The sequence below is a fragment of the Streptomyces sp. NPDC048270 genome (assembly GCF_040652335.1).
In the GTDB taxonomy this organism is placed as follows: domain Bacteria; phylum Actinomycetota; class Actinomycetes; order Streptomycetales; family Streptomycetaceae; genus Streptomyces.
In genome coordinates this window covers 12,009-32,494 of sequence record NZ_JBEZLV010000033.1, presented here as the reverse complement: position 1 = coordinate 32,494, position 20,486 = coordinate 12,009, and the positions used below count along the sequence as shown (strand labels likewise).

The 20,486-nt window shown below is 71.1% G+C and carries 19 protein-coding genes and 1 pseudogene; 15 read left to right on the top strand and 5 right to left on the bottom strand.

Annotated elements, in window-relative coordinates:
- The first annotated feature begins 75 nt into the window (after nt 1-75).
- Nucleotides 76-1,554: a class I SAM-dependent DNA methyltransferase gene (locus tag AB0D66_RS25660; protein ID WP_362307942.1), complete on the top strand. Its 1,479-nt coding sequence runs from the start codon at nt 76-78 to the stop codon at nt 1,552-1,554.
- 265 nt (nt 1,555-1,819) lie between these two features.
- On the opposite strand, the gene AB0D66_RS25655 is transcribed toward AB0D66_RS25660, so the two are convergent.
- Nucleotides 1,820-2,110 carry a hypothetical protein gene (locus tag AB0D66_RS25655; protein WP_362307939.1) on the bottom strand — a complete coding sequence of 97 codons (291 nt, stop codon included), beginning with the start codon at nt 2,108-2,110 and terminating at the stop codon, nt 1,820-1,822.
- A gap of 1,537 nt (nt 2,111-3,647) precedes the next feature.
- Between AB0D66_RS25655 and AB0D66_RS25650 the strand changes: the two genes are divergently transcribed.
- From AB0D66_RS25650 to AB0D66_RS25635, 4 genes and pseudogenes are all read left to right on the top strand, one after another.
- Nucleotides 3,648-3,929 (top strand): hypothetical protein, encoded by a 282-nt coding sequence (locus AB0D66_RS25650; RefSeq protein WP_362307936.1) that lies wholly within the window; start codon nt 3,648-3,650, stop codon nt 3,927-3,929.
- Nucleotides 3,926-4,420, top strand: a complete 495-nt coding sequence (locus tag AB0D66_RS25645; RefSeq protein ID WP_362307933.1) for a hypothetical protein — start codon at nt 3,926-3,928, stop codon at nt 4,418-4,420. Before AB0D66_RS25650 ends, AB0D66_RS25645 begins: the two co-directional genes overlap by 4 nt.
- Nucleotides 4,398-4,766: a hypothetical protein gene (locus tag AB0D66_RS25640; RefSeq protein ID WP_362307930.1), complete on the top strand. Its 369-nt coding sequence runs from the start codon at nt 4,398-4,400 to the stop codon at nt 4,764-4,766. The genes AB0D66_RS25645 and AB0D66_RS25640 overlap by 23 nt, the downstream gene beginning before the upstream one ends.
- A 478-nt stretch (nt 4,767-5,244) precedes the next feature.
- Nucleotides 5,245-5,411 (top strand): annotated as a pseudogene (locus tag AB0D66_RS25635) (integrase); the annotation flags it as partial.
- A gap of 74 nt (nt 5,412-5,485) precedes the next feature.
- Here the strand turns inward: AB0D66_RS25635 and AB0D66_RS25630 are convergent.
- Nucleotides 5,486-6,847: a glutamine synthetase family protein gene (locus AB0D66_RS25630; RefSeq protein WP_030772013.1), complete on the bottom strand. Its 1,362-nt coding sequence runs from the start codon at nt 6,845-6,847 to the stop codon at nt 5,486-5,488.
- Nucleotides 6,848-7,019: 172 nt separating this feature from the next.
- On the opposite strand from AB0D66_RS25630, the gene AB0D66_RS25625 reads away from it, so the two are divergent.
- The 4 genes from AB0D66_RS25625 to AB0D66_RS25610 all read left to right on the top strand — a co-directional run bounded on the left by AB0D66_RS25625 (nt 7,020) and on the right by AB0D66_RS25610 (nt 9,462).
- Nucleotides 7,020-7,436, top strand: a complete 417-nt coding sequence (locus AB0D66_RS25625; protein ID WP_362307926.1) for a hypothetical protein — start codon at nt 7,020-7,022, stop codon at nt 7,434-7,436.
- 53 nt (nt 7,437-7,489) lie between these two features.
- Nucleotides 7,490-8,161: a DUF3105 domain-containing protein gene (locus AB0D66_RS25620; RefSeq protein ID WP_362307923.1), complete on the top strand. Its 672-nt coding sequence runs from the start codon at nt 7,490-7,492 to the stop codon at nt 8,159-8,161.
- Nucleotides 8,158-8,889 (top strand): DUF305 domain-containing protein, encoded by a 732-nt coding sequence (locus AB0D66_RS25615; protein ID WP_362307920.1) that lies wholly within the window; start codon nt 8,158-8,160, stop codon nt 8,887-8,889. The genes AB0D66_RS25620 and AB0D66_RS25615 overlap by 4 nt, the downstream gene beginning before the upstream one ends.
- A 153-nt stretch (nt 8,890-9,042) precedes the next feature.
- On the top strand, nt 9,043-9,462 hold the full coding sequence (locus tag AB0D66_RS25610) for a CBS domain-containing protein (RefSeq protein ID WP_362307917.1): 420 nt from the start codon (nt 9,043-9,045) through the stop codon (nt 9,460-9,462).
- On the opposite strand, the gene AB0D66_RS25605 is transcribed toward AB0D66_RS25610, so the two are convergent.
- Entirely contained in the window at nt 9,447-10,439 is a 993-nt protein-coding gene (locus tag AB0D66_RS25605; RefSeq protein WP_362307915.1) for an alpha/beta hydrolase, read from the bottom strand. The genes AB0D66_RS25610 and AB0D66_RS25605 overlap by 16 nt on opposite strands.
- Nucleotides 10,436-11,146 (bottom strand): DUF998 domain-containing protein, encoded by a 711-nt coding sequence (locus AB0D66_RS25600; protein ID WP_362307912.1) that lies wholly within the window; start codon nt 11,144-11,146, stop codon nt 10,436-10,438. Before AB0D66_RS25600 ends, AB0D66_RS25605 begins: the two co-directional genes overlap by 4 nt.
- A 142-nt stretch (nt 11,147-11,288) precedes the next feature.
- Here AB0D66_RS25600 and AB0D66_RS25595 point away from each other — a divergent pair, with 142 nt between their 5' ends.
- The 3 genes from AB0D66_RS25595 to AB0D66_RS25585 all read left to right on the top strand — a co-directional run bounded on the left by AB0D66_RS25595 (nt 11,289) and on the right by AB0D66_RS25585 (nt 16,194).
- Complete coding sequence (locus tag AB0D66_RS25595) at nt 11,289-12,875, top strand: multicopper oxidase family protein (RefSeq protein ID WP_362307909.1); 1,587 nt, start codon at nt 11,289-11,291, stop codon at nt 12,873-12,875.
- An 89-nt stretch (nt 12,876-12,964) separates the two neighbouring features.
- Nucleotides 12,965-14,368 carry a DUF4190 domain-containing protein gene (locus AB0D66_RS25590; RefSeq protein ID WP_362307906.1) on the top strand — a complete coding sequence of 468 codons (1,404 nt, stop codon included), beginning with the start codon at nt 12,965-12,967 and terminating at the stop codon, nt 14,366-14,368.
- 71 nt (nt 14,369-14,439) lie between these two features.
- Nucleotides 14,440-16,194 carry an NAD+ synthase gene (locus AB0D66_RS25585; RefSeq protein WP_362307903.1) on the top strand — a complete coding sequence of 585 codons (1,755 nt, stop codon included), beginning with the start codon at nt 14,440-14,442 and terminating at the stop codon, nt 16,192-16,194.
- Nucleotides 16,195-16,320: 126 nt separating this feature from the next.
- Here the strand turns inward: AB0D66_RS25585 and AB0D66_RS25580 are convergent, their stop codons facing one another.
- On the bottom strand, nt 16,321-17,343 hold the full coding sequence (locus tag AB0D66_RS25580; protein WP_362307900.1) for an endonuclease/exonuclease/phosphatase family protein: 1,023 nt from the start codon (nt 17,341-17,343) through the stop codon (nt 16,321-16,323).
- Nucleotides 17,344-17,642: 299 nt separating this feature from the next.
- Here AB0D66_RS25580 and panB point away from each other — a divergent pair, with 299 nt between their 5' ends.
- The 3 genes from panB (at nt 17,643) to AB0D66_RS25565 (ending at nt 20,478) form a co-directional block, all read left to right on the top strand.
- Nucleotides 17,643-18,512 carry a 3-methyl-2-oxobutanoate hydroxymethyltransferase gene (panB, locus tag AB0D66_RS25575; protein WP_362307897.1) on the top strand — a complete coding sequence of 290 codons (870 nt, stop codon included), beginning with the start codon at nt 17,643-17,645 and terminating at the stop codon, nt 18,510-18,512.
- Nucleotides 18,513-18,634: 122 nt separating this feature from the next.
- Complete coding sequence (locus AB0D66_RS25570; protein WP_362307894.1) at nt 18,635-19,627, top strand: ATP-binding cassette domain-containing protein; 993 nt, start codon at nt 18,635-18,637, stop codon at nt 19,625-19,627.
- Nucleotides 19,624-20,478, top strand: a complete 855-nt coding sequence (locus tag AB0D66_RS25565) for an ABC transporter permease (protein ID WP_362307891.1) — start codon at nt 19,624-19,626, stop codon at nt 20,476-20,478. Before AB0D66_RS25570 ends, AB0D66_RS25565 begins: the two co-directional genes overlap by 4 nt.
- Nucleotides 20,479-20,486: the final 8 nt, after the last annotated feature.

Here is a 20,486-nt window from a genome sequence, read left to right as displayed (position 1 = left end):
ACCGCGCGTCCGGCCTCGAACACATCGGTCACATCGGTCTTGCGGGGTGCAGGTCCCGGCAGGGAGGGGAACAACGTGTCGGACACGCGCCGACTGGTCGAGAAGCTCTGGTCGCACGCGGGTGTGCTGCGGGACGCCGGGGTGGGCGTGCTGGAGTACACGGAGCAGCTGACCTACCTGCTGTTCCTGAAGATGGCCCACGAGCGCGCCAACCGGCGGCTCAGGCCGGAGCGGATCGTTCCGCAGGAGTACTCCTGGCAGCGCCTGCTGGACGCCGACGGCGCCGCCCTCGAAACGGAGTACACGTCGATCCTGCAGGGCCTGGGCCACCAGCCCGGCATGCTCGGCACGCTCTTCCGCAAGGCGCAGAACCGGGTGCAGGACCCGGCGGTCCTCAAGCGGCTCGTCCACGACGTGGTCGACCAGGAGACGTGGTCGGGCGGCGGCGACCTCACGGGAGACGCGTACGAGGCCCTCCTGGCCAAGGGTGCCGGCGACAAGGGCTCGGGCGCTGGCCAGTACTTCACACCGCGTTCGATCATCTCCGCGATCGTCGAGGTCGTGCGGCCCACCGTGGAGGACACGGTGATCGACCCGGCGTGCGGCACGGGCGGGTTCCTGCTGGGCGCGCAGGAGTACGCCTCCCGGGGCGCCGCGCGGATGGACCCGGAGCAGCGCCGGCACCTCAAGGCCTCGTTCGTGCGCGGCGTCGAGATCGCGGACGGCACGGCGCGCCTGGCCGCGATGAACCTGCTGCTGCACGGCATGGGCGACGCCAAGGGCCGGTCGCCGATCGAGGTCAGGGACGCCCTGGCCGCCGACCCCGGCGAGCGCTGGTCGGTGGTGCTGGCCAATCCGCCGTTCGGCACGAGGTCCTCGGTCACGATGGTGGGGACCGACGGCAGGCAGGCGCGCGAGGACCGGGAGATCGAGCGCGGCGACTTCGTCGTGACGACGGGCAACAAGCAGCTGAACTTCCTGCAGCACGTCATGACGATCCTGGACATCAACGGCCGGGCCGCGGTGGTGCTGCCGGACAACGTGCTGTTCGAGGGCGGCGCCGGCGAGACCCTGCGCCGCAGGCTGCTGCGCGACTTCGACCTGCACACGATCCTGCGCCTGCCGACCGGCGTGTTCCACGCGCAGGGGGTGAAGGCGAACGTGCTGTTCTTCGACAAGAAGCCGGCCGGCGAGACCCCGTGGACCACCCGGACCTGGGTGTACGACCTGCGGACCAACAAGCACTTCACGCTCAAGAAGAACCCGCTGTCCCGCACGGACCTCGACGACTTCGTCCGGTCCGCCAAACCCGGCCGGCCCCGCGAGGAACGCGCCGAGTCCGAACGCTTCAGGCCGTACACCTACGCCGAGCTCACCGCCCGCGACAAGGCCAGGCTGGACGTCCTGTGGCTCCGCGACGAAACCCTGGAAGACCTCGACGACCTCCCGGCCCCGGACCTCCTGGCCCGCGAGATCGTCGAGGACCTCACCGCAGCCCTGGAGGAGTTCGCGGCGGTCGCCGACGCCCTGGAGACCGGCGAACCCAGCCCGTAGAGCTTGAAGGCAGTGACCTCCGAGCGGTAGTCCTCCCACTGCTGCTTCTTGTTGCGCAGGAAGTCATACGACTCGTTGGCCACCTGCAGGATCTGCCTCCGGCCCCCCGCGGACCAGGCTCAAGCTGTCCGCTGTTGGTCGTTGGCGGTGGCCCCGGGCCGCCTCTCGACGGCCCGAGGACGGCCCAGGATCAACCGCCTCGTCGGCGGATCTCAGGTGAGCAAGACAGCTCCCGTTCACAGCACGCCAGGGCACGCGCCCCGCATCACTCGGCGTCGCTGCGCTCCAGAACCAAGCCAACGGACCCGTCTTCCAGGCCGTTGCTGTCCTCTAGGTGAAGATGGCTTCCATCGGGAACGCCGTCTTTGGCCAACACGAGCAGATGGCCGGCCAACGTCCTGAGCCCAGCGGCGTTCGCCTCGATGACGATCTCACTGCCAAGATTCCGTACCTCGATCCGCGCATCCTCCTCCCACGTGAAGACCTGCGTTACACCGTCAGTCAGGGCCGTGACGTGAGTGCTCTCGATTGGCGCGCTATTAGGTTCGAAGGTCATGCCAGACATCATGCTTCTTCCCACACACTCTGGACTCGGCCGCTAGCGGAGGAAGGAGTACACCAGCACGACCACCACTAGGACACCCAGCCACAGCGGGATGCCGGTGGTCGTGAACCGCCCTCGGTTGTCCCTAGGTTGCGGTCGTCGTCGCTTGGCCATTCCCGCCCCCTACGATTGCGATGCTTCCCAACGCTCAGAGTGGGGCTGGCCACCGCACGCAGATAGAGCGAGAACCAGCCGCGAACGTCCGAGCACTAGTTGGGAAGATCGCGCACCCGGCCCCGGCCTGACCAGGCAAGACCCTGACCTGCACGTTCCTTGCCATTGCGCCGTCGTTCCCCGCTGTTCCCCGGACGTCGCCGCCCCATCGGGCATGCGGAGGACTACGGCGCCTTCTGCCCCGTAGTCCGGGTTCAACCGGTCCGCAGCGGTCATGCCGGCCGCTCGCTAAACCCCCCGGGGTATCAGTCGGCGAGGCTACGGTTGCAATAGAACCCTGCAAAGAACTGTCGGACGTCAGGAACGCCAGATTCGTGATTCCCCTACGGGCAGCTTATCGGCTAGCACCGTCGCAGAACTGGGCCGGTATCCTGCCCGGGCTGGGGTCGAGCATGATCAGGGAGGCCGTACGTTGCCTGACCGCAAGGTGATCTAGTGCCCCCCCCTGGTCTTGCTGTGGCAACGGCGGCTATGCCGTTGCCGTTCGAGATGCTGCTCGAGGACCAGTGAACGACGCGCTCCTCGGTCACAACGAGACCGGTACCGACGCACAGCGACCACACCGGCCGGCGCCACATCGCGGCAGCTGCTCCCCGCCCGCTCATTCCCGGTAATGCGTTCGCCTCACGCACCCGTCATCGGACGGCGGGGGTACGGCGCCCGGCGCGACTCAGCCCCGGCAGTCGGTCGGCCGTGCGCAAGAGGCCACCCCTCCCTCGCCTCTGACCGTCTTTTGGCACCCTGTCCCCGGCCGCAGTCGGCAGCGCTCCCGGCCACGCATGCCATGTGACGGTTGCCGTGTCTGAACGCCAGCCTGAGCCGCCCTGGGCCGGGATGGATGGAAGCCCGCGGACCTCTGGCGCCTGAGACCGGTGCACGGATCAGCCACAACTGACGCCGGGCCGCCCTGACCTGGGGCTGAGCAACTGACCAACCCGCTGACCAACGGCTGAGCTGTCGCCAGTTGTCAGCATTGGTCACCACTGAGCCCCCTCCCACGGCCCCGAGACGGCCCGGGAGGGCGCTCGTGTTGCGCCCTGAACGCGGCGTCGCCTCGGGGGTTGCGCAACCCGACGCTGAGTGCGGCGCAACACCTAGTCTGATTCTCTGACCAGCGCTGGAACAGTGTGTCAAAATCAGAGGACTTGAAGGGGGGCAAGTTGGACGGAATCGCGGCAACTGCGTTAGCCGATACCGGCCTTGGCAGAGCCATGTGCAGCTCCACGCTGGCCTCGGGGCATCGGCGCGACCCTCGCCTCTTCCTCTTCAGCAGAGTTTTACTGATGACCTGTAGTGGATTCTCAGGGGGAACGTTATGACCGAGATTATCGCCGCTCTCATCGGTGGTGTGTGCGCACTCGGCGCTGCTGTCGTCACAGTACGGTGGGCGCGCTCACGTTCGACCGACAGCGTTACTGCCGACCAATTGCCTCCCGCCAGCGACGCGCAGCTGGGCAATGCTGCCAACACCGCGCCCGGCGCTACTGGTGCCACACCCTCGGATGGCGTCACCATCAACGCCCCTCACTCCGGTCAGATCATCGGCACAAACAATGGCACGGTATCCCAGACCAATTACCGAGATGGCAAGCGGTGAAGTTTTTTAATTCCGGTGGGCCGCTTGGGATTGCTCAAGGTATTTTAGGGTTAACCTTCGCCGTCCTGGTTGTCCTCTTCGGTATTCAGCTTATTGGTGACCAATTCCCCGATGCGCTGCCTGCCGTTGGATGGTTCCTGGGTCGCTTGATTCAGCTCTCCTCGGACGAATATGTCGCCGAGTTCATGGGAGATAGGGTCCTTGTCTCGGGACTAGTTGGGGTGGCGCTGCTCCTGTGGGTCACGCACAAGTGGCCGACCTTGATCAAGACTATAGGGCAGGCGCTGAACCCTTTTGCGAGGATCGGCGTAGCGGCAGTATCGGCCGTGGCTGCTGTGCTGGTGGCCCTGATTTTGGCCGGACCGCTCGGTCAGTCCAAGACCAAAGGCGAGTGCACTTCGGCCTTTCGCTTGAACTTGGATAATGCACCTTCGTTGGTGAGTAACACAACATGCGGGGGAGGTGTGCGTGACCAGACTTCCCGCGATTGATCAGTACATTCAAAACAACAACGGACAAGTCTTCCAAACGATCATAAATAATTCCGCAATCGATGCGGAAACTAAGCAGCAGGTGCGACGCCTGGCAGTCTCATCGCCTGAGATGATGTCGAAACTTGACGCGATGTTGAAGCAAAATGGCGATGTGAAGGCGGCCGCTGCGCTGGTTCGGGATGCGAGCGACATTCTGACCGGGAAGGGTGGACCGTCGGCGCTGTTTACCGATGAGGGTGATGACCCGATGTTCCCCGGCAAGGGCGAGCGGGAGCTTCGAAAGGCGATTGCGGGCCCCTTCTTGGTGCTCATAGTGACCGTCATCCTGATCTTGTGGCTGTAGCCACCTCGCTGCGCAAGCTGGGTACCGACACGGGATGCTCGGCCCGTGCAGCCAGGCATCCCGCTGCCTGGCTCCCATCCCGTCTGCCGTCGACCCACACGTACGTGGAGCGGGCGCGGGCCGTGGCATCCAGGTGGAGCGCGCCACTGTACGAACGACCTGGACGCCAGGGTTCGTGTCTGCTCGGCTTGCCTGGGTCGGACGGGATGGGAGCACCCCACCACTCACCACCACCAACCCGCACCCGCTCGACGACCCCCGTCCATCCCGGAGCGGGAGCGCCCCCGCCGGAGGCATCGTTCTGACCGGGCCGTACCGCTAGGCCGAGGCGCAAGGCTGCCAAGAGGGGTGGGCTGGGCAGGCTGGGTCTGGGATCGGGTGGCTCCGCGAAGGTCGCTCGATCCGATACCTGACCCAGTTGGCGCGGCAAAAAGCCGTGCAGCCGATCCGGCCCGGTTGTGCGCGCTCGACGAGGCCCGTCAAGGCGCTGAGTACGTACCTCGGGCACGGCGACCCCGGCTTCACGCTCCGGACCTACACGCACCTCATGCGAGCAGCGAGGGGCGGACCCGGAAGGCCGTGGACGGGGTGTGCGAGGGCTCGGATTCTGCATCCGACGGCCCACAGACGGCCCAGGGGGAATGATTCACTCCGGGCCGGCGGTCAATGACCACCGGCCCGGAGTGTCGTGCGCGGCCCGCAGGGACTTCGACCTGTGGTTAGAGCACCGGCAGGTTCTTGCGGAGTTCGAAGGCGGTGACCTCCGAGCGGTATTCCTCCCACTCCTGCTTCTTGTTGCGGAGGAAGAAGTCGAAGACGTGTTCGCCGAGGGTTTCCGCGACCAGTTCGCTGCGCTCCATCAGGGAGATGGCCTCGCCGAGGTTCTGGGGGAGGGGTTCGATGCCCATGGCGCGGCGTTCGGCGTCGGAGAGGGCCCAGACGTCGTCGTCGGCGCCGGCCGGGAGTTCGTAGCCCTCCTCGATGCCCTTCAGGCCGGCGGCCAGGAGGACGGCGTACGTGAGGTACGGGTTGGCGCCCGAGTCGATCGAGCGGACCTCGACGCGGGAGGAGCCGGTCTTGCCCGGCTTGTACATCGGGACGCGGATCAGGGCCGAGCGGTTGTTGTGGCCCCAGCAGATGTACGAGGGGGCCTCGCCGCCCGCGCCGGCGCTGCGGGAGGAGCCGCCCCAGATGCGCTTGTAGGAGTTGACCCACTGGTTGGTGACCGCGGCCGTCTCGGCGGCGTGCCGCAGCAGGCCCGCGATGAAGGAGCGGCCGACCTTCGAGAGCTGGTACTCGGCGCCCGACTCGTAGAAGGCGTTGCGGTCGCCCTCGAAGAGGGAGAGGTGGGTGTGCATGCCCGAACCCGGGTACTCCGAGAAGGGCTTCGGCATGAAGGTGGCCTGCACGCCCTGCTCGAGGGCCACCTGCTTCATCACCAGGCGGAAGGTCATGATGTTGTCGGCCGTGGAGAGGGCGTCGGCGTAGCGGAGGTCGATCTCCTGCTGGCCCGGGGCGCCCTCGTGGTGGCTGAACTCGACCGAGATGCCCATCGATTCGAGCATGGTGATCGCCTGGCGGCGGAAGTCCATGCCCACGTTCTGCGGGGTGTGGTCGAAGTAGCCGGAGTTGTCGGCCGGGACCGGGCGGGTGCCGTCCAGCGGCTTGTCCTTCAGCAGGAAGAACTCGATCTCGGGGTGGGTGTAGAAGGTGAAGCCCAGGTCCGAGGTCTTGGCCAGGATGCGCTTGAGGACGTAGCGCGGGTCCGCGAAGGACGGGGAGCCGTCCGGCATGAGGATGTCGCAGAACATCCGGGCGGTCCCGGGGGCCTCGGCGCGCCACGGCAGTATCTGGAACGTGCTCGGATCCGGCTTGGCGATCATGTCGGACTCGTAGACCCGCGCGAAGCCCTCGATCGCGGAGCCGTCGAAGCCGATGCCCTCGTCGAAGGCCTGCTCCAGCTCCGCGGGGGCGACCGCGACGGACTTGAGGAAGCCCAGCACGTCGGTGAACCACAGGCGCACGAAGCGGATGTCGCGCTCCTCAAGCGTCCGGAGGACGAATTCCTGCTGCTTGTCCATGCCTTCATCCTCGCAGTTCAGACGGCCTGTGCACCACCACCGCCAAGCCGTGGGCACAGTCGGGCCGGCCCAGTATCGCCAGCGGTGGTTTCCGCCACATTACGCACCCTGCACAGCTCGCGGCACCCCCGCACTGACCATGGACCCGTCATGAGCATTACCATCTGCGCCCATGGGGGGCCGGCAGCACACGCGAGGGGGGCGTCACACACGCCCCGGCCTTCTGCGCGCCGTCCTGCCGCCGGCCGTCGGCGTGCTCGCCGGCGCGCTCGCGTGCGTGGTCGTCGGGGTGCTGCTCTTCTGCGCGCGGCCCGGCGAATCCCCGGCCCCGGCCCCGGCCGGGGTCCGGGCACAGGTCCAGGGGCACGGGCCGGCGCACGCCGTCTGCGCCTCCCCGTACGACCCGCCCGGCTGCTCGGCCCTCGCGCACGTGACGCCGGGGCTGCTGCCCGTGCCGCCCCCCGCCGTGGTCGTGGCCGGCGGCGGTCCGCCGCCCGTGGCCGCCGCCGGCGGGCCGGGGCGGATCCGGCCTCCCCTCGCGCTCGCGCGCGCTCCCGACCTGCATGCCCTCCAGGTGCTGCGGACCTGACGGGTCCGGTTTCGCGTCCATCCACCCCCCTCTCAAGAAGGAACCAGGGCACCATGGCCAGCAAGTCCGGAAAGACCCCAGACCAGCACTCCCGCCAGGCGCGCATAGCCCAGATGCGCCGGGCCGACCAGGCACGCGACCGGCGCAACAAGGCCATCGCGATCACGACCTCCACGGTCATCGTCGTCGGCCTGGTCGGTTTCGGCGCCTGGGTGATGATCGGCCAGAAGCAGGAGGAGCAGCGCAAGAAGGACGCCGTCGAACTGGCCCGCAAGACGCCGGTCGACGGCGAGCAGACCTGGGACGCGAAGAACCTCGGCCGCAACCACGTCGATACCCCGGTCAAGTACGAGATGAACCCGCCGGTCGGCGGCGACCACCACCCCCGCTGGATGAACTGCAACGGCGACGTCTACAAGAGCCCGGTGCCCGAGGTGAACGCCGTGCACTCGCTGGAGCACGGCGCCGTCTGGGTGACGTACAACGACAAGGCCGCCCAGGGCGAGGTGGACAAGCTCGCCGAGACGGTGGGCAAGACCCCGTACACGCTGATGAGCCCGGTCAAGGAGCAGGCCGGCGCGATCATGCTCAGTGCCTGGGGCAAGCAGCTGACGGTGGAGAAGGCGGACGACCCGCGCGTGGCGCAGTTCTTCACCAAGTACGTGCAGGGCCCGCAGACCCCGGAGCCGGGCGCGGCCTGCACCAGCGGGGTGGCCGGCCAGTGAGCCGGCCGTCCGGCGACGACGCCCCGGCCGCCGCCCGCACCCCCCGTACGTACTGGGTCGCGGGCACGGCCGTGCTGCTGGCGCTGCTGTTCGCGGCGGCGGCCACCGTCACCGCCGCGACCGGCGACACCGGGGGCGGCACGCCGGCCCGCACACCGGCGCTGCACTCGCCGGACGCGGGCTTCGCGCGGGACATGGCGGTGCACCACCAGCAGGCGGTGGAGATGTCGTTCATCGTGCGGGACCGCACCCAGGACGAAGCGGTGCGCAGCCTCGCCTACGACATCGCCAACACCCAGGCCAACCAGCGGGGCATGCTGCTCGGCTGGCTGGACCTGTGGGGGCTGCCGAAGGTGGTGGCGGGCGAGCCGCCCATGTCCTGGATGGGCACGTCGGGGGACCCGGGCTCCGAAGGCGCCCCCGCCGGCGGGCACACCGGCCACGGCTCCGGCCACGCCGCCAAGCCCGGCGCGCTGATGCCCGGCATGGCCACGAAGGAGGAGCTCGCCCGGCTGGACGCGGCCTCCGGCCGGGACGCCGAGGTGCTCTACCTCCAGCTGATGACCGACCACCACCAGGGCGGCGTCGCGATGGCCGAGGGCTGCGCGCGGCAGTGCGGGACCCCGGTCGAGCGGGATCTGGCGCAGGGCATGGTCGACGCCCAGCGCTCGGAGATCACCCTGATGGCGGACATGCTCGGACAGCGCGGGGCTGCGCCGCGCGGGTGACGGGGCACGCCCGTACGGTGGTGGGAGGGCGCCTCCCAGCCGTACGGGCGTGCACTCCCCCGTTGCACTCCCCCTTCCCCCGTACCGGCCGGGGGACGCCGCGGCGGCCGCGTCCGCGTCCCGCCGCACGACGGCGCTCAGGAGGTTGATGCGATGACCACCGCCGGAGAGATCATGCACGCCGGGGCCCAGTGGATCCCCGCCACCGAGACCCTGGACCGGGCCGCTCAGCTGATGGCCCGCCTCAACGTGGGCGCGCTGCCCATCAGCGACGAGTCGGAACGCCTCTGCGGCATCCTGACCGACCGCGACATCGTGATCGGCTGCGTGGCCAAGGGGCACGACCCGGCGAAGGTGACCGCCGGGGACATGGCCCGGGGCACGCCGCGCTGGATCGACGCCGGCGCGGACGTCTCCGAAGTGCTCGAGGAGATGCAGAGCCACCAGATCAAGCGGCTGCCGGTGATCCGCGACAAGAAGCTGGTCGGCATGATCAGCGAGGCCGATCTCGCCAAGCACCTCACGGAGGACCAGATCGCCGGCTGGGCGGAGAAGGTCTACGCCCGGTCCTGATCCGGCGCCGCGTACAGGACCGCCCGGGCCACCTGGTCCGGGCGGTCGAGCATGACCAGGTGTCCGGCGGGCTCGGCGACCTCGAAGCGGGCCCCGAGCCGGTCGGCGAGGTCGGCCTGCCGGGCCAGCCAGCGCAGGGCGCCGCGGCCCCCGGAGCCGTCGTGGCCCGCCAGGACGGTGGCCGGCGCGGTCAGCGGGTGCGTGCCGCGCAGCGCCAGGACCTCGGCGGCCGCGTCCGGGTAGCCCGCGTTCTCCAGCAGGGCCCCGCGCCAGACGCGGCCGGTGCGGTAGCAGCGGCGTACGAGGTCCCGCGCGGCCGGATCGCCGCCGCCGGTGCGGGAGGCCCGTACGGTCGCCCGCCGGGCCGCCGGTCCCAGCGCGGCGGGCAGTCCGGCGGCGGTCGCCGCCAGGCCGAGCGCGCGGGCGGCGCCGGTGCGCGCCGCCCGGGGCAGCAGCGTGCGCGGGGCCTCCTCCACGCTGGAGTCCACCAGCACCAGGGCCGCCGTGCGCTCGGGGTGCAGGCGGGCGAAGGCCTCGGCGTGGAAGCCGGCGATCGAGTGCCCGACGGCGGTGACGGGTCCGGCCAGGCCCAGCGCGTCCAGCAGCCCGGCGATCCGGCGGGCCTCCCCGGCCGCGGTGGCCGGTGCGGTCGCCGGGCCGCTGAGGCCGTGCCCGGGGCGGTCGAAGCGGACGACGGTGCGGCCGCGGGCCACGAGCAGCGCGGCGACCTCGTCCCAGTCGAACCAGGCCATCGCGAGCCCGGCGCTGAGCACGGTCACCGGCCCCCGGCCTTCGGCCACGACGTGCAGCCGGACCCCGTCCACGTCCACGCGCACGAACCGGCCGCGGGCACGGGCGCCGGTGCCGGTGCCGTACGGCGGGGGCGCGTACGGCGCGTCGCCCCACCCCGCCTCCCCGCACTCCGCGGCCTCGTGCCCGGCGGCCTCGTGCCCGGCAGCCTCGTATCCCGAGTTCATGTACGGCGCTCCCGGTGGACGGAGTACGCGAGCAGGCCCAGCCAGAGTGCCACGAGCATCACCTGGAGGCGCTGCCCGGCGCCCAGGGCCCAGGTTCCGCGCCCGGCCGTGAACAGCGCGATGGCGGACAGGGTCCAGGCGGTGGCGAGCAGTTCGAGGACGACGAGCACGGGCCCGTAGCGGGCGAGCGGGGCGAAGCAGCCGTAGCGGCGCGCGGCGATGGTGAGCGCCACGATCCCGACGAGGGCGCCGGTCATGGCCAGACTGCTGCTGACGGCATGGGCCTGGTGGGTGGCGGGGACCAGCCCGGCGGTCTCCCGTGCGGCGCACTCGGGATCCACGGTGGGCGCGCAGCTGAGCGGCAGCCAGGCGTCGGCGGCGGTGGCCGCGCCGAACAGGGTGACCCCGGCCCAGCCCGCCACCGTCCAGGAGCGGCGGGACTCCGGGTGCCGCGCCAGCCGGAGCAGCGCCAGCAGCCCGCCGAGGAAGACCAGCATCCCGGCGGTGAAGTCGGTGGCCCGGAACAGGCCGCCGAGCGGCTGGTCCTGGGCGGCCAGTTCGCTCACGTACGTTTCGATGGGGTTGAGGCCCGTGGAGAGGACGACTTCGAGCACCCACGCGGTGTAGGCGGCGGCGCCCAGACCTATGAGCGCGGCAACGGGCAGCGCGGTCCCAGGGGAGCGCGGAGAGAGGCCATGAGTGGACATAGTGTGACTAATCCTATGCAAACCTGGCGTCGGTCCCCGGATCGGATACCCGCCCCCGGTAACGTCCGGGCCTGACGTGCAGTTCCCGGCGAGCCGCCGCGCCGCTCGGGGGCGCGGCGCCCCCGACCCGCGAGGTGCTTCGATGCGCTCCCTTCCCACCCGTCGCGCCGTCCTCGGCGCCTGCGCAGCCGCCGCCGTGGCGGGCGCCGGTCCGGGGCTGCTCACCGCCTGCGCCCGCCCGCCGGCACCGGAGTCGGGGCAGGGCCGCCACGGGTCCATGCACCACGGCTCCGCCGCCGACGGGCCCGAGGGGTACGTCGACCCGGCCGGCCCGGAGGTCAAGGCCGCCGAGGCCGCCCGCAAGGCCACCGGGCCGCTCACCGAGGTCAGGCTCACCGCGACGGCCACCCCGCTCGACCTCGGCGGCGGGCACACCGTCCGCTCCTGGGCGTACGGGGACCGGCTGCCGGGCCAGGAGGTACGGGTCACCGCCGGCGGCACCCTCGCCCTCACCCTGGCCAACAACCTGCCCGAACCCACCTCCCTGCACTGGCACGGCCTCGCGCTGCGCAACGACATGGACGGGGTGCCGGGGCTGACCCAGCGGGACATCGCCCCGGGCGGCTCGTTCGCGTACCGGTTCGCCGTGACCGAGCCGGGCACGTACTGGTTCCACCCGCACACCGGTGTCCAGCAGGACCGGGGCCTGTACGCCCCCCTCATCGTCGAGGACCCGAAGGAGCCCCTCTCCTACGACAAGGAGTGGGTGGTGGTGCTGGACGACTGGATCGACGGGGTCGACGGCGCGACCCCGGACGCCGTCCTCGCCGAGCTCCGCAAGGGCCAGAGCGGCTCCGCCCACGCCGCGCACGGCGCGCCGGCGCCCACCGGCGGGCCCTCACGGCTGCTGGTGGGCGCGGACAGCGACGTCCTGGGCAAGGAGGCGGGCGATGTCGCGTACCCCCACTACCTGGTCAACGGCAGGGTCGCGGAGGACCCGTCGGTCTTCACCGCCCGGCCCGGCGACCGGATCCGGCTGCGCCTGGTCAACGCGGGCGGGGACACCGCCTTCCGGGTCGCGCTCGGCGGCCACGAGCTGACGGTCACCCACGCGGACGGCTTCCCGGTGGAGCACGCGAAGACGGGGTCGCTGCTGCTGGCGATGGGCGAGCGGTACGACGTACTGGTCACCGCGAAGGACGGGGTGTTCCCGCTGACCGCGCTGGCCGAGGGCAAGGACCGGTCGGCGCTCGCGGTGCTGCGTACGGGTGCGGGGACGGCTCCCACGGCCGCGACCCGGCCGGCCGAGCTGGACGGGCGCCCGCTGATGGCCGACGTGCTGAGGCCGGCGCCGTCCGCGGCGCTGGCACCGCGCGAGCCGGACCGGACGGTGCAGATCAGGCTGACCGGGTCGATGTCGCGGTACAACTGGGCCTTCGACGGCAAGCCGTACACGCCGGACCAGCGGCATCCGGTGAAGGCGGGCGAGCGGGTCCGCCTGGTGTTCCGCAACGCGACGCCGATGTGGCATCCGGTGCACCTGCACGGGCACACCTTCGCGCTGGCCGGCGGGGCGGGCGGGGCCCGCAAGGACACCGCGGTCCTGCTGCCGGGCGGGCGGCTGACGGCCGACTTCGACGCCGACAATCCGGGGCTGTGGATGACGCACTGCCACAACGTCTACCACTCGGAGTCCGGGATGATGACGGTGCTGGGCTACCAGCTCTAGTCCGCGGAAAAACCAGGCGGGGGCGGGGCCGCGGCGTGGCACCCTTGCGGTGATCAGGACAGCTGCGAAAAAAGGACGCCTCCGCCGGTATGAGCACCCCGCCGAACCCGCCCAGCCCTCCGACCGGTCCCCCGACGGAACCGGCGGGCACCCCCATACCCGAGGCGGCCCCCGGCCCGGAGCCGCTCCCGCAGCCCCGGACGCCCGAGCAGCCGCCGACCCCCGAGCCCCTGTCGCTCGAAAAGCCCCGTCCCGCCGCCGATCCCCCGGCGCCGGAGCAGGCCGCACCGCCCGAGCAGGCGCCGGTGCCGGCGGGCTCCCCGGTGGCCGGGCAGGCGCCGGTGCCGGCGGGCTCCCCGGTGGCCGGGCAGGCGCCGGTCTCGGCGGGCTCCCCGGTGGCCGGGCAGGCCCCGCCCGCGGCGCCCGCGCAGGCCGCGCCCCCGGCGCCCGCGCCCAACCCGTTCGCCCCGCCCGGCGCCTCCACTCCCCCCGCGGGTCACACGGACCCCACGGCCGGAGGCGGGTTCACCGCCCCCGGCGGCCCCCAGGGCCCCGGCGGGTTCGGCGCGGGCGCCCCCGGCGGTCCCCAAGGCCCCGGCGGGTTCGGCCCCGGCGGTCCCCAAGGCCACCCCGGCCCCCACGGCCCCGCCCACCACCCCTGGGCCCAGCCCGGGCCCGGCTTCGGCGGGGGCTCGTTCCCCGGGTACCCGCAGGTCCCCCCGGCCTCGAACGGGCTGGCCGTGGCCGCCCTCGTCGTCGGCATCGTCGGGATCCTGGTCGCCCTCGTCCCCTTCTTCTTCTGGGCCGGCGCCATCCTCGCCGCGACCGCCCTCGGCCTCGGCATCGGCGCCGTGGTCCGCGCCTCCAAGGGCGCCCCGCGCAAGGCCATGGCCGTCACCGGAACCGTCCTCGGCGTGGTCGGCCTCGGTGCCTCCGTCGCCGGCGTCTTCCTCTCCGCCTACGTCGTGGAGGAGGCCGCCGACCGGGCCGGGCGCAATCTCGACCGGCGGGACCGCGAGCTGATCCCCTACCCCGACTCCTCGCCCAAGCCCATGACCCCGCCCTCGCCCTCCCAGGTGCCCGGCCTGACCAGCGCGCTGGCGTTCGGCGAGACCTTCACGTACGACAACGGCGTCAAGGTGAGCCTCTCGGCGCCCAAGAAGTACGAGCCGAAGGGGATCCTCGCCCGTGAGCAGGTGAAGAACGCGATCCAGATCACGGTGACCATCACCAACGGCTCGACGGAGCCGCACGAGGTGATCTACGCCGTCCCCAACGTCCGCGACGACAAGGGCATGACCGCCGAGCTGGTCTTCGACAGCGGCGGCTCCGGCGGCGGCGTCCCGAAGATGGTCCGGGGTTCGATCCTGCCCGGCGAGTCCGCCAGCGGGGTCGTGGCGTACGAGGTGCCCGAGGGCACGGCGAGCATCGCTGCGGACATCTCCGCGGGCACCCTGCTGGACGACGTGAAGTACGCCGGCCCCGTCACCTGACCGGCGGTCCGGAGCGGGGAAACGGGCGGCGCCCAGGACATCGCGTCAGAAAGACGATTAGACTGGGCCCCGTGCCTCAACTACGCCTCGCTCTGAATCAGATCGATTCGCACGTCGGCAACATCGCGGCCAACGCCGACTCGGTCGTCCACTGGACCCGGCACTCCGCCGAGCAGGGCGCCCACCTGGTGGCGTTCCCTGAGATGGTGCTGACCGGGTACCCCGTCGAGGACCTCGCCCTGCGCGAGTCCTTCGTCGAGGCCTCCCGCACCGGCCTGCGCGCGCTCGCACGGCGGCTGGCGGACGAGGGGCTCGGCGATCTGCCGGTCGTCGTCGGCTACCTCGACCGCAGCGACTCCGCGGCCCCCCGGCTCGGCCGCCCGGCCGGCTCCCCGCAGAACGCGGCCGCGGTGCTGCACCGCGGCGAGGTCGTGCTCCGGTTCGCCAAGCACCACCTCCCCAACTACGGCGTGTTCGACGAGTTCCGGTACTTCGTGCCGGGAGACACCCAGCCGGTCGTCCGGGTCCACGGCGTCGACGTGGCCCTGGCGATCTGCGAGGACCTGTGGCAGGAGGGCGGCCGCGTCCCGGCCACCCGGTCCGCCGGGGCCGGGCTGCTGATCTCGATCAACGCCTCCCCCTACGAGCGCAACAAGGACGACCTGCGCCTGGAGCTGGTCCGCAAGCGCGCCAAGGAGGCCGGCTGCACCCTCGCCTACGTGGCGATGATCGGCGGCCAGGACGACCTGGTCTTCGACGGGGACTCGATCGTCGTCGACGGCAGCGGCGAGGTCATCGCCCGCGCCCCGCAGTTCTCCGAGGGCTGCGTGCTCGTGGACCTCGACCTGCCCGCGGCGCAGCCCGCCGCGCCCGAGGGCGTCGTCGACGACGGGCTGCGCATCGACCGGGTGATCCTGTCCGAGGAGCCGGTCGAGCCGTACGAGCCGGTCGTGCCCGGCGGGTACGCCGAGCGCCTCGACGACGACGAGGAGGTCTACGACGCGCTGGTCGTGGGCCTGCGCGCGTACGTCAGGAAGAACGGCTTCCGCTCGGTCCTGATCGGACTCTCCGGCGGCATCGACTCCGCGCTGGTCGCCGCGGTCGCCTGCGACGCCGTCGGCGCGCAGAACGTCCACGGCATCTCGATGCCCTCGAAGTACTCCTCGGAGCACTCCCGGGGCGACGCGGCCGACCTGGCCGAGCGGACCGGCCTGAACTTCCGCACCGTGCCGATCGAGCCGATGTTCGACGCGTACATGGGATCGCTGGGCCTCACCGGCCTCGCCGAGGAGAACCTCCAGTCCCGGCTGCGCGGCACGATGCTGATGGCGGTCTCCAACCAGGAGGGCCACATCGTGCTGGCCCCGGGCAACAAGTCGGAGCTGGCCGTCGGATACTCCACCCTGTACGGCGACTCGGTGGGCGCGTACGGCCCGATCAAGGACGTGTACAAGTCGGACGTCTTCCGGCTGGCCCGGTACCGCAACCGGGCCGCGGCCGAGCGCGGCGAGGTCCCGCCGATCCCGGAGAACTCGATCGTGAAGCCGCCGAGCGCCGAGCTGCGCCCGGGGCAGGTGGACACGGACTCGCTGCCGGACTATCCGGTGCTGGACGCGATCCTGGCCCTGTACGTGGACCGCGACAAGGGCCTGGAGGAGATCGTCGCGGCCGGCTTCGAACCGGAGCTGGTAGCCAAGACGCTGCGGATGGTGGACACGGCGGAGTACAAGCGCCGCCAGTACCCGCCGGGCACGAAGATCTCCGCGAAGGGCTTCGGCAAGGACCGCCGCCTGCCCATCACGAACGGCTGGCGCGAACGGGCGTAGCCGCCGCGCCCGGCCCCGGCACGCAAGGGGGCCCGCCGCATCGGCGGCGGGCCCCCTTCCACGCGTGCGGCCGCTCCACACGTGCGGCCGCTCCGTGCGTGCGGCCGTTCCGTGTATGCGGCCGCCCTACACCTTCAGCCGCGCGGCGATCGGCAGGTGGTCGCTGCCCGTGCGCGGGAGGGTCCAGGAGGCCTTCGGGGTGATCCCGCGGACCATGATCTGGTCGATCCGGGCCATCGGGAACTGGGCGGGCCAGCTGAAGCCGAAGCCGTCGCCCGCGGCGCCCTGCGTGGAGCGCATCTGCGAGGTGACCTCGGACAGGGCGCGGTCGTTCATGGTGCCGTTGAGGTCGCCGAGCAGGACGACCTTCTTCAGCGGTTCGGCGGCGAGCGCGGCGCCCAGCGCGTCGGCGCTGTTGTCGCGCTGGTTGGCGGTGAAGCCCGCGTTCAGCTTGACCCGTACCGAGGGCAGGTGGGCGACGAACACGGCGACCTGCCCGTGCGCGGTGTCCACCGTGGCGCGCATGGCCCGGGTCCAGCCCATCTTGATGTCCACGGGGCTGCTGGCGGTCAGCGGGTACTTGCTCCAGACGCCGACCGTGCCCTCGACCGAGTGGTACTTGTACGTGTCCGCCAGGGCCTTCTCGTAGACCGGGACGGCGCTCCCCTTGAGCTCGGTCAGGGCCAGTACGTCGGCTCCGGACTTCGCCACGGACTCGGCGGTCCCGCGCGGGTCGGCGTTGTCGGCGTCCACGTTGTGCGTGGCGACGGTCAGGTCGCCGCCGGAGCCGGACTTGTCGGTGACCAGGCCGCCGAACAGGTTCACCCAGACCACGGCCGTCAGCAGTATCGCGATCAGCGCGGTCGCGGACCGGCGGAACAGGGCGGCGGCCAGCAGCACCGGGACGGCCAGGCCCAGCCAGGGCAGGAAGGTCTCGGTGAGGCTGCCGAGGTTGCCCACGTCGTTGGGCAGCTGCGCGTGGAAGATCATGACCAGCGAGATCAGTACGGAGAACGCGGCCAGCACCAGCCCGCGCCGCCAGATCCCCCGGTCGCCCCGCAGGTCGGCCAGCCGGCGTCGGAAGCGGGATGCGGAGGGCTCGGGCTCCGAGCCGCCGTTCCCCTTTTCCGTCATGTACGCCTGTGCCATGCCGCTGCCCTCACTGCCGTGCTCGCGCTCCGTCCCCGCCCCTTGACCCTAGGCGATGTACGGAGCCTTCCGTGCGCTACCTCACGACCGCCTGTCGCGGCCGTACGTTCCGGAGGACGAACGCCCGTGCGCCAAGGGTTCCGGTTGTCACGAAACGCTCACATTGGCTTGAGCGGGAGTGGGGCGGGACCGGCCCGCCGCCCCGGCCACTTCCGCCGCGGGCCACCCGGGTGCGACCATGGGGGGTGAGTCCGGGGACGCCGTGAGGGCGCCTCGAGATGACACAAGGAGCAGTTGCAATGACGCATGCCGTTTCGCCTGCCCGCGAACCCGCATCGACGGCCTCCCCCACCCTGTACGGAGGCTCGGGCACCCGCCGCATCACCATCCGCGACCTGAACCTCGCCAAGGAACGCGGCGAGAAGTGGCCCATGCTCACCGCCTACGACGCGATGACCGCGTCCGTGTTCGACGAGGCCGGCATCCCGGTGATCCTCGTCGGCGACTCCATGGGCAACTGCCACCTGGGCTACGACACCACCGTCCCGGTCACGATGGACCAGATGACCATGCTGTCGGCCGCCGTGGTGCGGGGCACGAGCCGCGCCCTGGTCATCGGCGACATGCCGTTCGGCTCCTACCAGGAAGGCGCCGTGCAGGCGCTGCGCAGCGCCACCCGCCTGGTCAAGGAGGCCGGCGTGGGAGCGGTGAAGCTGGAGGGCGGCGAGCGCTCGCTGCCCCAGACCGAGCTGATCGTGCAGGCCGGCATCCCGGTCATGTCCCACCTGGGCCTGACCCCGCAGTCGGTCAACGCCATGGGCTACCGGGTGCAGGGCCGCAGCGACGAGGCCGCGCACCAGCTGCTGCGCGACGCCAAGGCGGCGCAGGACGCGGGCGCCTTCGCCGTGGTGCTGGAGCTGGTTCCGGCCGAGCTGGCCGCCGAGGTCACCCGCTCCCTGCACATCCCGACGGTCGGCATCGGCGCGGGCGCGGAGTGCGACGCGCAGGTGCTGGTGTGGACCGACATGATGGGTCTGACCGGCGGGAAGATGCCGAAGTTCGTGAAGCAGTACGCGAACCTGCGCCAGACCATGAACGACGCGGCGAAGGCCTTCGCCGAGGACGTGGTGGGCGGAGCGTTCCCGCAGCCGGAGCACGCTTTCCACTGATCGTTCAGCGCGTCTCACCCGACGGCCCGCCGACGCGATGTCGGCGGGCCGTCGGCCGCGCGTCGGGTGGCTGTCGGTCGGCTGTCGGTGCTTTGTCAGTGGCACCTGGTCCCATGGTGGGCATGACGCGAAACGACAAGAGCCCCAACGCCGTGGAAGTACGGGGGCTGGTCAAGCACTACGGCGAGACCAAGGCCCTGGACGGGGTCGACCTGGACGTCCGCGAGGGCACGGTCCTCGGGGTCCTGGGACCCAACGGCGCGGGCAAGACCACCCTGGTGCGCTGCCTGTCCACCCTGATCGTCCCGGACGCCGGGACCGCCACCGTCGCCGGCTTCGACGTGGTCCGCCAGCCGCGGCAGCTGCGCCGCACCATCGGCCTCACCGGGCAGTACGCCTCGGTCGACGAGAAGCTCTCCGGCTGGGAGAACCTCTACATGATCGGGCGGCTGCTCGACCTGTCCCGCAAGGACGCCCGGTCCCGCGCGGACGAGATGCTGGAGCGGTTCTCCCTGACCGAGGCCGCGAAGAAGGCCGCCATGAACTACTCGGGCGGCATGCGCCGCCGCCTGGACCTGGCGGCGTCCCTGATCGGCAACCCGGCCGTCCTCTACCTGGACGAGCCGACCACCGGTCTGGACCCCCGCACCCGCAACGAGGTCTGGGACGAGGTGCAGCGGCTGGTCGCCGAGGGCGCCACCGTCCTGCTCACCACCCAGTACATGGAGGAGGCCGAGCAGCTGGCCAGCGAGCTGACGGTCATCGACCGCGGAAAGGTCATCGCCAACGGCAAGGTGGACGAGCTGAAGGCCCGGGTCGGCGGCCGCACCCTGCGGCTGCGCCCCGTGGACTCCGCCGACCTGCCGGGCATGGCCCGCTCGCTGGCCGAGGCCGGGCTCGACGGCGTGGCCGGCTCCCAGGCCGTTCCGGACGAGGGCGTCCTGCTGGTGCCGATCCTCAGCGACGAGCAGCTGACCGCCGTGGTCGGCCTGCTGGCCGCCCGGGGGTACGCGATCGCCGACCTCGGCACCTACCTGCCCAGCCTGGACGAGGTGTTCCTGTCGATCACCGGCCAGAAGCCCACCACCGAGATGACCGAGGAAGTCGCGGCATGAGCACCGTAACCACGACGAAGCAGCCCGCCGGGAGCACGCCCGTCCGGCCCGCCGCGGCCCCTCCCACCGGCGAGGGCCGGATCGGCCTGCGGGCCAACCTGCGGCACATCGGCGCCCTGGTGCGCCGCAACGCCCTGCAGATCAAGCAGGACCCCGAGTCGATGTTCGACGTCCTGTTCATGCCGATCATCTTCACGCTGCTGTTCGTGTTCGTCTTCGGCGGCGCGATCTCCGGCAAGGGCAACCAGGCGGGCTACGTGAACTACGTGGTCCCGGGCCTGATGGCCATGATGGGCATGAACATCGCCATGGCGGTGGGCACCGGGGTGAACGACGACTTCAAGAAGGGTGTGATGGACCGCTTCCGGTCCATGCCGATCGCCCGGTCCTCCGTACTCCTCGCCAAGATCGTCGTCGAGCTCGGCCGGATGATGGTGGCCATCACCATCCTGCTCGGCGTGGGCTTCATCCTCGGTCTGTCGATCAAGACCTCGGTGCTGGACCTGTTCCTCGCCATCGGGCTGTCGGCCGTCTTCGGCGCCTCGCTGATGTGGATCTTCATCCTGCTCGGTCTCACCATGAAGACCGCGCAGGCCGTCCAGGGCATGGCGATGCTGGTCCTGATGCCGCTGCAGTTCGGCAGCTCGATCTTCGCCCCGCCGTCCACCATGCCGGGCTGGCTGCAGTCCTTCACGGACTACAACCCGCTGTCCAACCTGGCCGACGCGGCCCGCGCCCTGATCAACGGGACTCCGGTCGGCGACTCGGTGTGGATGACCCTGGCGTGGTCGGTCGCCATCACGGCCGTCACCATGCCGCTCGCGGTGCGCAAGTTCCGGCAGAAGACCTGATCCGCGGA